The following is an 8,527-nucleotide window of genomic DNA, read 5'->3' on the forward strand; positions in this document are numbered from 1 at the left end:
AGCCGCGCCGGGCGGCGATCGCCTTGGCGTACCCGGTCCGCCAGTCCGCGGCGGCCCGGTCGAGGGCCGCGATGTCGGCGAGGGAACGGCCGGAGCCGGTGACCTCGCCCAGCAGACGCCGCATGGCGGCGGACACGCGCGCCTGTTCGGCGATCTTCTGCCGGTACGTCGCGAGCGCGGCGGGGTCGCCGGAGGCCGCGTACTGACGGATCGCCGTGTCCTGCTGGCCGACGGCGCCGCTCAGCTGCGACTGCAGCAGCGCCGCCGGGACGATGTGGCCGGTGACGAGGTCGCGCGTGAGCGACTGGCGGTAGATCGCCACGCCGGACTGAGCGAGGGAGGCGATGAGGAGGATGCCGAGGAACAGCCCGCCGAGCCGGAACCACTGACCGATCCGTACGCGGCCGAACCGGCTCTTCGGCGCCGGGGGCACGAACGGGGCGATGACCGGCGGATCGGCCGGCGCGGTGTCTCCCGCACCGGACGGGCGACCGGATTCGGCCGTCTCGTGGGTGTCGCTGCCCGCGGTCACCCGCGCTCTCCGCTGAGCAGCAGGATGGCGAGGTCGTCGGTGAGTCCGCCGCCGTTGAGGTTCTCGGCCTCGGCGACGAGGGCGTCGAGGAGGTCCTGCCCGGTCAGGCCGTTGTTCCGCGCGTCGCGGGTGAGGGTGAGCAGGCCCTCGGTGTCGAGACGCCGGGGACCGTCGCCGACACGTCCTTCGATGATCCCGTCGGTGTAGAGCATCAGGGCCCAGGCGTCGGGCAGCGCGACGGTGGCCGCGGGCCACTCGGCGTCGGGGAACAGGCCGAGCGCGGGGCCGCAGTCGTCCTCCGGGAGCGCCTCGACGGTGGTGCCGCCGAACAGCAGGGGCCGGGGGTGGCCGGCCCGGTAGACCGTGGCGTGGGACTGGTCGGGGGCAATGGTGATCATGCAGAGGGTGGTGAAGATCTCTTCGGTCCACCGTTCGAGGGTCAGGACCTCATCGAGAGTGGCGAGCAGGTCACCGCCGGTGAGTCCGGTCAGGACGAGCGTGCGCCAGGCCATGCGGAGCCGTACGCCGAGCGAGGCCTCGTCGGGGCCGTGGCCGCTGACGTCGCCGATCATGAGATGGACGGCGTCGTCGGGGGTCTGGATGGTGTCGTAGAAGTCTCCGCCGAGCAGGGCGCGGCGGCGGCCTGGACGGTAGCGGGTGTGGTGGCGCAGCCGGTCGTCCCGGAGCCGCGGAACCGGGAGCAGGCCCTGGGCCAGGCGGGTGTTCTCCCGGCCGAGCAGGCGCGCCTCGACGAGTTCGCGCTCGGACTCCTCGGCGCGTTTGCGCTCGAGCGCGTACCGCAGCGCCCGCGCCAGCAGGGCGGGCTCGACCTCCTGCTTGACCAGGTAGTCCTCGGCGCCGGCGGCGACCGCGGCCATCCCGACCTGTGTGTCGTTCAACCCGGTCAGGACGAGGACGGCGGCGCGCGGGGCCAGGGAGAGGACCTCCCGCAGCAGGTCCAGGCCGTCGGCGTCCGGCAGCGACAGGTCCACCAGCACGCAGTGGAAGGACGGGGAACCGGCCAGCAGGCCGCGGGCTTCGGCGAGGCTGCGGGCCACGGTCAGGCCCGCGTCCATGTCCGTCTCGTCGAGGTACTCCTGGACCAGCACCGCGTCGCCCAGGTCGTCCTCGATCAGCAGGATCCGCAGCGCGTTCCGTCCCACCACCGGAACACCCGCCGAAGACGACGCACCGAGGGTCCTCACCAGGCCCCCGGCCGTTCCCGAGACGAACGCGGGCCCGGGCCCGGCACTCCACGAACCGTGATCACTCGCACACTCCCGCGCTCCTTGAGCGGGAAGCCCGCCTCGATGGTGATGTGCCACGATACCGGCCGTAATTGCCGGACGACAACAGACCGCGCGCGGTATGTGCCGTGGGGCTCATCGCCGCCCGGGCGGACCCCCGTGACCCGCGGGTTCCCCGGTCACGCCGCGGCCCGCGCCGGGGTCACGTGCGCACCGTCAGCCGCATCGCGCCGACGCCACTGATCGACGCGTCGATGACGTCGCCCGGCATCAGCGTCGTGACCCGTGAGGCGTACGACACGATCGCCGGATGCCGTCGCCCTCCTCGTGACCGAGGCGGTACGCGCTGTGGAGGACCTGCTCCACGCCGCGGTCCGAGCCCGTCTCCGGACGGGCGGCCGCCCGGCATGGGCCTTCGCGGCCGCGGCCACCTCGGTCCCCCCTGGACAGGCCCGCGGTTTCCGACTTTCCTGATCTCGGCGAGGCGCATGGGGAGGCGATCGGGTGGACGCGGGTACGGAGCTGACGCGTGAGCGGTGGGAGGCCAACGCCGCGTACTGGGTGAAGATCATCCGGGAGGGGCGGGACCGCTACCGGACCGAGCTCACCGACGATGCCCTTCTCGACGCGATCGGGGAGTGCGCCGGGCTGCGGGTTCTCGACGCCGGGTGCGGCGAGGGGTATCTCACGCGCCGGCTCGCGGGTCTCGGCGCGCGCGTCGCCGGGATGGACCTGTGCCGGGGGCTGGTCGAGGCGGCGGCCGGGCTCGGCGGCGCGTACGCGTGCGCGAGCGTCGACGCCCTGCCCTTCGGCGACGGCACCCTCGACCTCGTGGTCGGCAACCATCTGTTCAGCCACCTGCCCGACCCGTCGGGCGCGATCGGCGAGTTCGGCCGCGTGCTGCGAAGGGGCGGACGGCTGGTCGTTCTCACGCTGCACCCGTGCTTCTACAACGAGGCCTCCGAACGCGGCGCCGCCGACAGCGTGCCGGCGTCGCGGTACTTCGCCGCGCGCGGCATCGACCAGCACTTCGTGGTGGACGGGCTGGAGTCGCCCTCGGTCATCACGTCATGGCTGCGGCCGCTGGAGTACTACTCCGCGACGCTGCGGGACGCCGGGTTCGTCATCACCGACATCCGCGAACCCCGTCCGGCGCAGGAGCGGCTGCGCGCCGATCCGTGGTGGCGTGAGGGCTTCCCGACCGCCCTGTTCATCCTGCTGACCGCCGAACGACGGTGAAACCGGTGGGCCACCCGGGAGCAGACGGCTACTACCCGCGACTGGGGAACGTATGGCCGTGGTGGAGGCGACTGGAACGGCGCAACCGAATGGTCGTGTCAAAAATGATTCGGCGTGACCGGGTCGCTACGGTTTGCGGCCGACGCCGCCGGCCATCCAGATGCCCTTCGGCGGTGCGGTGTTCACCGGCTTGTCGGGGCGCCAGCCACGGAGCGGCACCAGGCCCGGCTCGGCCAGTTCGAAGCCGTCGAAGAAGGGACGCACCTCGTCGAGGGTGCGGGCGGCGTTCTCGCCGGGCCGGTTCAGCAGGGCCCGGTAGACGTCCTCGACCGGGGTGACGGCATCGGGGCGGTCGTCGAACACGGCGTGGGACAGGAGGAGATGGCTGCCGCCCGGCAGCAGGTCGCGGAGCAAGGCGACCTTCTTGAACGGCTCGTCCGAGTGCGGGATGAAGTGCAGCGCGCCGAGGATGACGACCGCGACCGGGCGGTCGAAGTCGATCAACCCGTCTTCCCGGCACCGTTCGAGCAGTTCGCGCGGGTGCAGGATGTCGCCCTCGACCGCCGAACTCGACGCGTTGTCGACCAGGATGGCGCGAGCGTGGGACAGGACGACCGGATCGCTGTCGACGTAGACCGTCACGCTGCCGGGACCCCGCGACCGGGCGACCTCATGGGTGTTGTCCCGCGTGGGCAGCCCGGTGCTGACGTCGATGAACTGCCGGATGCCCCGCTCGCACAGATACCGTACGGCGCGGCCGAGGAAGCGGCGGTTCTCCACCACCATGTCCTTGATCTCCGGAGCGATGGTGAGGAGTTCTTCGGCGGCCTTCCGGTCGGCGGCGAAATTGTCCTTGCCGCCGAGGAAGTAGTCGTTCATGCGGGCGATGTTGGCGACCCTGGTGTCGAAGCCGCGAGGTCCTCGCGAGGCTTCGCCGCTCATGGCAGCGGCGTGCCGGAGCCGGCGACGTGGAGCGGGACGCCGCGCGTGCGCAGCGCCGTGAGCTCTTCCTCCGGTGTGCCGGAGTCGACGATGACCAGGTCGAAGGCGGTCAGCGGCGCGAGCTGGTGCAGGCCGTTCTTGGCGAACTTGCTGTGGTCCACCAGCAGTACGCGCCGGTCGGCGGAGTCCATCAGCGCGAGCTTGACCGCGACGGTCTCCTGCGACTGGTGATAGCAGTGGCCGTTGGTGATCGCGGTCGTGGACATGAACAGCACGTCCGCGTGGAGCGACCGAATGGCGTCGCACGTGCGCAGGCCGAGGAAGGCGTCGTACGCCGGGTAGTACGCGCCGCCGAGCGCGATCAGGTCGACGTCGGGCTTGCCGGCCAGCAGGTTGACCGCGGCCAGGAAGTTCGTGATCACGGTGAGCGGGCCGCGCGACGGCAGGAGCTCGGCGACCGACAGGCCGGTGGTGCTCTCGTCGATCATGATCGAGTCGCCGGGGGAGACCAGGCCGACCGCGGCGTCGGCGAGCTGCCGCTTGGCCTCGGCCATCGCCTGGAGCCGGTGCCGTACGTCGCCGTGGTACATGGCCGACGGCTGCGCGGTGGCGCCGCCGCGGATCTTGCGTAGCCAGCCCTTGCTCTGCAGGACGTCGAGGTCGCGATGGATGGTCATCACGCTGACGTCGTACGCCTCGGCGAGCGCCTTGATCTGCACGAACCCCTCGTCCGCCACGCGCTGGCGGATCTTCTCCCGGCGTTCACGCGAGGCCGCGCCGTCGCTGCCGGCGGGCGCCGTCGCGTCCTCTGCCACCTGAGCTCCCTCCCCGAGTACGCCGCGGTGTGATGTTGGCGTGGAAAGTAACATACACCCCACTTCGCCGTCACAGGGCGGATACCGCGTGCTGGTGAGCCGCCGCGGCGGCCCGGACCTCGCGCCTCTTAACAGTTATTAACAGTGATCAGTGTTAAGTACGGCGAGAATCTTGACATTCTTCGCGCCTGAGGTGTTGTGTTCATCACGTCAACTGACGGTGACCCGATGGCCGCCGTGCCTCCTCGTACCCCTTTCGCCGGAGGAGAACGTGAAGAAGCTCCTGCCCAGAACGGCCGCCGCGGCCGCGGCCACCCTGATCGCGCTGACCGCGGCGGCGGCGTGCTCGTCGAACGGATCCGGCGGGTCCGGCGGCAGCAAGGACGCGAAGATCGCGTTCTTGATGCCGGACATCGCGTCGACCCGCTACGAGCTGTACGACGCGCCGCTGTTCAAGGCCAAGATGAAGCAGCTCTGCCCCGGCTGCACCGTGCTCTACCAGAACGCCGGAGCCGACGCCGCGAAGCAGCAGCAGCAGGCCAGCTCGGTACTGGCCCAGGGCGTCAAGGCCATCGTCATCGACCCGGTCGACTCGGCGGCGGCCGCCACGATCGTGCGGAACGCGCAGTCGCAGGGCGTGAAGGTCATCGCCTACGACCGGCCGATCCCGACGACCAAGGCCGACTACTACGTCTCCTTCGACAACCAGAAGATCGGTGCCCTGATCGCCCAGTCGCTGGTCGACCACCTCAAGGAGAAGAAGATCAAGGGCGGGATCCTGGAGGTCAACGGCTCGCCGACCGACGCCGCCGCCGGGCTGATCAAGAAGGGCATCCACAGCGCCGTCGACACCAGCGGGATCAAGCTGCTCGCCGAGTACGACACGCCGAACTGGGACCCCTCCAAGGCGCAGGACTGGGTGAGCGGCCAGATCAGCAAGTTCGGCGGCCAGATCGGCGGTGTGGTCGCGGCCAACGACGGCACCGGCGGCGGCGCCATCGCCGCCTTCAAGGCCGCGGGCGCGGACGTGCCGCCCGTGACCGGCAACGACGCCGAGCTCGCCGCGGCTCAACGGATCATCGCCGGCGACCAGTACAACACGATCTCCAAGCCGATCAAGATCGTCGCTGAGGCCGCCGCCACCGTGACGTACCAGTTCGTCCAGGGCAAGCCGCCCGCGGCCCAGACCACCCTGTTCAACACGCCGTCGCAGCTGTTCACGCCGACCGTGGTCACCCAGGACAACATCGCCAAGGTGCTGCTCGGCCCGGGCGGCGCGCTCAAGCCCTCCGCCGTCTGCACCCAGACGTACGCGGCGGCCTGCGCCAAGCTCGGCATCAAGTAGGACGAGGACCAGTAGGAAACGTCATGTCCACATCGCCCACCGAAGCGGGCACGCTGCTGTCCCTCCGGGGTATCACCAAGACCTTCGGCGCCGTCGCCGCGCTCACCGAGGTCGACCTCGACGTGGCGGCCGGCGAGGTCGTCGCCATCGTCGGTGACAACGGCGCCGGGAAGTCCACGCTGGTGAAGGTGCTGTCGGGCGTCCACGCGCCCGACGCGGGCACCATCACGTTCGAGGACCGTACGGTGGCGATCCCGAGTCCGGCCGCGGCCCAGTCGCTCGGCATCGCCACCGTGTTCCAGGACCTCGCGCTCTGCGAGAACCTCAACGTGATCGAGAACCTCTTCCTCGGCCGCGAGCTGCGGGCGCTGCGGCTCAACGACGTGGCGATGGAGGTGCGCTCGCGCGAGCTGCTCGACCAGCTCTCGGCAAAGATCCCGACGGTGCGCATCCCGGTCGCCGCGCTGTCGGGCGGTCAGCGGCAGACCGTCGCGATCGCCCGGTCCCTGCTCGGCGATCCGAAGATCGTCATCCTCGACGAACCGACCGCCGCGCTGGGCGTCGCGCAGACCGCCGAGGTGCTCAACCTGATCGACCGGCTGCGCGAGCGCGGCCACGGAGTGATCATGATCAGCCACAACATGGCCGACGTGCTCGCGGTCGCCGACAAGGTGGCCGTGCTGCGCCTGGGCCGCAACAACGGCGTCTTCGACGCGCTCGAGACCACCTCCGAGGAGATCGTCACGGCGATCACCGGCGCCACCGACAACGCCGTGACCAGGCGCGCCCGGCGCGGGCGCCGCGCCACCGACTCGGTGAAGGAGGCCGACGATGAGTGACCTCGGCACGGCGCCCGCGCCGACGCGGGGCGAGACGACCGTGGAGGAGTACGGCGGCGGGCTGCGCGCGCTGACGAGCCGGTTCCGCGGTGGCGACCTCGGCGTGCTGCCGGTCGTGGTCGGCCTGGTGGTGATCTGGACGGTGATGCAGATCCTCAACCCGGTCTTCCTGTCCAGCACCAACCTGGTCAACCTCACGCTGGAGTGCGTACCGGTCGGCGTCATCGCGCTCGGCGTCGGGTTCATGCTGCTCGTCGGGCAGATCGACCTGTCGATCGGCTCGCTCAGCGGAATGGCCGCGGCGGTCACCGCCATCCTGTTCGTCGGCCATGGGCTGTCGCCGTGGCTGGCCGTCCCGACCGCGGTGGTGGTCTCCGGGGTGGTCGGCTGGCTGTACGCGCAGGTGTTCAACCGGCTCGGCGTGCCCAGCTTCGTCATCACGCTCGCCGGCCTGCTCGGCTTCCTCGGCATCCAGCTGTGGGTGCTCGGCGCCGCGGGCTCGATCAACCTGCCGTTCGACTCCGGGCTGGTCACCTTCGCCCAGCTCGACTTCGTGCCGCAGTGGCTGTCGTACACGCTGATCGTGGTCGCGGCGGCCGCGCTGTTCGCCAGCGGTTTCCTGCGGGCGCGGGAGCGCCGCCGGGCCGGGCTCGCCGCGGCGTCGATCCAGGGACTGCTGCTCCGCAGCCTCGTGCTGCTCATCGGGGCCGGCGTGGCCGTCTGGTACCTGGGCCGCACCCGCGGCGTCGGCTGGATGTTCGTGCTGTTCCTCGCCCTGGTCCTGGTGACGCACTACGTGCTGACGCGCACGAAGTACGGTAAGTCGATCTACGCGGTGGGCGGCAACGTCGAGGCGGCGCGCCGGGCGGGCATCAACGTCAAGGCCGTCTACACCTCGGCGTTCGTGCTGTGCACGACGCTCGCCGCGATCGGCGGCGTCCTGGCCGCGGCTCGCCTCGCCGCGTCGAACCAGAGCAGCGGCGGCGGCGACGTCAACCTCAACGCGATCGCCGCCGTGGTGATCGGCGGCACGAGCCTGTTCGGCGGGCGGGGCAGCGCGTTCGCCGCGCTGTTCGGCATCGTCGTCATCCAGTCGATCTCCAGTGGGCTCACCCTGCTGAACCTCGACTCCTCCTACCGCTACATGGTCACCGGGGCGGTGCTGCTGCTCGCGGTGGCGCTCGACGCGGTGGCCCGCCGATCCCGCGCGTCTCACGGCCGCGCCTGACGAGAGGAAAGGACAGTCATGGCCGTCGTCTGCGTCGACGCGGGCACCACAATGATCAAGGCGGTCGGGTACGGCGAGGACGGCGCCGAGCTCGCGGTCGAGCGCCGGGCCACCACCGTGCGCCGCCCGGCGCCCGGCCACGCCGAACAGGACCTGACCGAGGTCTGGCAGGCGGTCGTCCGCGGAGTCCGGCAGGTGGCCGGGCGCCTGGACGCGCCCGTCACCCACCTGGCGCTGACCGCGCAGGGCGACGGGAGCTGGCTCGTCGACGCCGCCGGAGAACCGACCGGCCCCGCCATCCTGTGGAACGACGGGCGGGCCGGCCCGATCGTCGAGCGGT

Annotated in this window: 9 protein-coding genes; 5 read left to right on the forward strand and 4 right to left on the reverse strand. The window is 71.1% G+C overall.

Annotation, left to right across the window (positions count from 1 at the left end; translation table 11 throughout):
• Positions 1 to 532, reverse strand: a 532-nt coding sequence (locus tag ACFFNX_RS34325; RefSeq protein WP_378210074.1) for a hypothetical protein, incomplete at its 3' end; no start/stop codon positions are given.
• The gene (locus ACFFNX_RS34330; protein ID WP_378210075.1) at positions 529 to 1,698 is read right to left on the reverse strand and encodes a PP2C family protein-serine/threonine phosphatase; all 1,170 of its coding nucleotides are present in this window, start codon (positions 1,696 to 1,698) and stop codon (positions 529 to 531) included. The genes ACFFNX_RS34325 and ACFFNX_RS34330, both read right to left, overlap by 4 nt.
• Before the next feature lie 585 nt (positions 1,699 to 2,283).
• Between ACFFNX_RS34330 and ACFFNX_RS34335 the strand changes: the two genes are divergently transcribed.
• Complete coding sequence (locus ACFFNX_RS34335) at positions 2,284 to 3,018, forward strand: class I SAM-dependent methyltransferase (RefSeq protein WP_378210076.1); 735 nt, start codon at positions 2,284 to 2,286, stop codon at positions 3,016 to 3,018.
• A 126-nt stretch (positions 3,019 to 3,144) separates the two neighbouring features.
• Here ACFFNX_RS34335 and ACFFNX_RS34340 read toward each other — a convergent pair whose 3' ends face one another.
• Positions 3,145 to 3,960 carry an SAM-dependent methyltransferase gene (locus ACFFNX_RS34340; RefSeq protein WP_378210077.1) on the reverse strand — a complete coding sequence of 272 codons (816 nt, stop codon included), beginning with the start codon at positions 3,958 to 3,960 and terminating at the stop codon, positions 3,145 to 3,147.
• On the reverse strand, positions 3,957 to 4,775 hold the full coding sequence (locus tag ACFFNX_RS34345) for a DeoR/GlpR family DNA-binding transcription regulator (RefSeq protein ID WP_378210078.1): 819 nt from the start codon (positions 4,773 to 4,775) through the stop codon (positions 3,957 to 3,959). The genes ACFFNX_RS34340 and ACFFNX_RS34345 overlap by 4 nt, the downstream gene beginning before the upstream one ends.
• Before the next feature lie 271 nt (positions 4,776 to 5,046).
• Between ACFFNX_RS34345 and ACFFNX_RS34350 the strand changes: the two genes are divergently transcribed.
• The 4 genes from ACFFNX_RS34350 to ACFFNX_RS34365 form a co-directional block, all read left to right on the forward strand.
• Positions 5,047 to 6,120, forward strand: coding sequence for a substrate-binding domain-containing protein (locus ACFFNX_RS34350; RefSeq protein ID WP_378210079.1), 1,074 nt, complete (start codon positions 5,047 to 5,049; stop codon positions 6,118 to 6,120).
• 23 nt (positions 6,121 to 6,143) lie between these two features.
• On the forward strand, positions 6,144 to 6,959 hold the full coding sequence (locus tag ACFFNX_RS34355; protein ID WP_378210080.1) for an ATP-binding cassette domain-containing protein: 816 nt from the start codon (positions 6,144 to 6,146) through the stop codon (positions 6,957 to 6,959).
• Positions 6,952 to 8,187 carry a sugar ABC transporter permease gene (locus ACFFNX_RS34360; RefSeq protein WP_378210081.1) on the forward strand — a complete coding sequence of 412 codons (1,236 nt, stop codon included), beginning with the start codon at positions 6,952 to 6,954 and terminating at the stop codon, positions 8,185 to 8,187. The genes ACFFNX_RS34355 and ACFFNX_RS34360 overlap by 8 nt, the downstream gene beginning before the upstream one ends.
• A gap of 18 nt (positions 8,188 to 8,205) precedes the next feature.
• Positions 8,206 to 8,527, forward strand: a 322-nt coding sequence (locus ACFFNX_RS34365; RefSeq protein ID WP_378210082.1) for an FGGY family carbohydrate kinase, incomplete at its 3' end; no start/stop codon positions are given.

The organism is Actinoallomurus acaciae, from assembly GCF_042429965.1.
GTDB classification, from domain to species: domain Bacteria; phylum Actinomycetota; class Actinomycetes; order Streptosporangiales; family Streptosporangiaceae; genus Actinoallomurus; species Actinoallomurus acaciae.

Excerpts from the sequence above, each read along its gene's own strand:
- ACFFNX_RS34340 (WP_378210077.1), bottom strand. The coding sequence starts at position 3,960 with ATGAGCGGCGAAGCCTCGCGAGGACCTCGCGGCTTCGACACCAGGGTC.
- ACFFNX_RS34360 (WP_378210081.1), top strand. The coding sequence starts at position 6,952 with ATGAGTGACCTCGGCACGGCGCCCGCGCCGACGCGGGGCGAGACGACC.
- ACFFNX_RS34355 (WP_378210080.1), top strand. The coding sequence starts at position 6,144 with ATGTCCACATCGCCCACCGAAGCGGGCACGCTGCTGTCCCTCCGGGGT.